Genomic DNA, 659 nt, shown 5'->3' with positions numbered 1-659 from the left:
ACAGTTTTCGCAGGTGCCTGTTTCAATCACATTGCGGGAGACAGCCGTATCTGAACTTTCTTGCGGCACCCATTCAAACACGTAGGTAAAACCATTGCCTTGCTCGCCATACGCCATGACGATTCGGTGGAGTTTATCCGCATCCCAAGCGATAAAACCATTGTTGCTAGAAGAGTCGGCAGTATAAGGATCGGGCACTTTCAAAACGTCAGGAATGGCAAACGTGTAGCGATATCCCCCGTCTGTTTTTACTAGTGTTCCATCCCAAACACTCTCCATGCTGGCACGGTTATTTGCGGTGTTACTTGAGTGATGGAAACTCTTCCAATAGGTATTGCCATGACGCCCATTGAAGGCAAAGGCTGGATCGCTCGAGTTTTGTGTATCGACACGAGAGGGCATTGCTTTAAGAAGTGCGATGCGAAAGTCTTTCGTTTCGTCTAGCTCATGAGATCTGCCACTGCCGTCTTTGACGGTAAAATCGACCACCAGTTTGGTTTCTCCGGTTTCTTGAGTGACCAATGATGGCTCGGAAACACTGATCTCGAAATCACCAAGTGCAGGTGGTGGTGTATTCTGATCGTTTTTGCTGTCTGGACCACATCCGGTGAGCAGTAAAATAAAAAATATTAATGTAGCGATCGACTTTAAACCGTTCA

General features: G+C 46.9%; 1 pseudogene. It reads right to left on the bottom strand.

Features of this window, described 5'->3' with window-relative positions:
- Positions 1–659 (bottom strand): annotated as a pseudogene (locus tag R7P74_RS26945) (OmcA/MtrC family decaheme c-type cytochrome); the annotation flags it as partial.

Source organism: Vibrio sp. 2033 (assembly GCF_033339735.1).
This window is presented reverse-complemented; position numbering and strand designations above follow the sequence as displayed.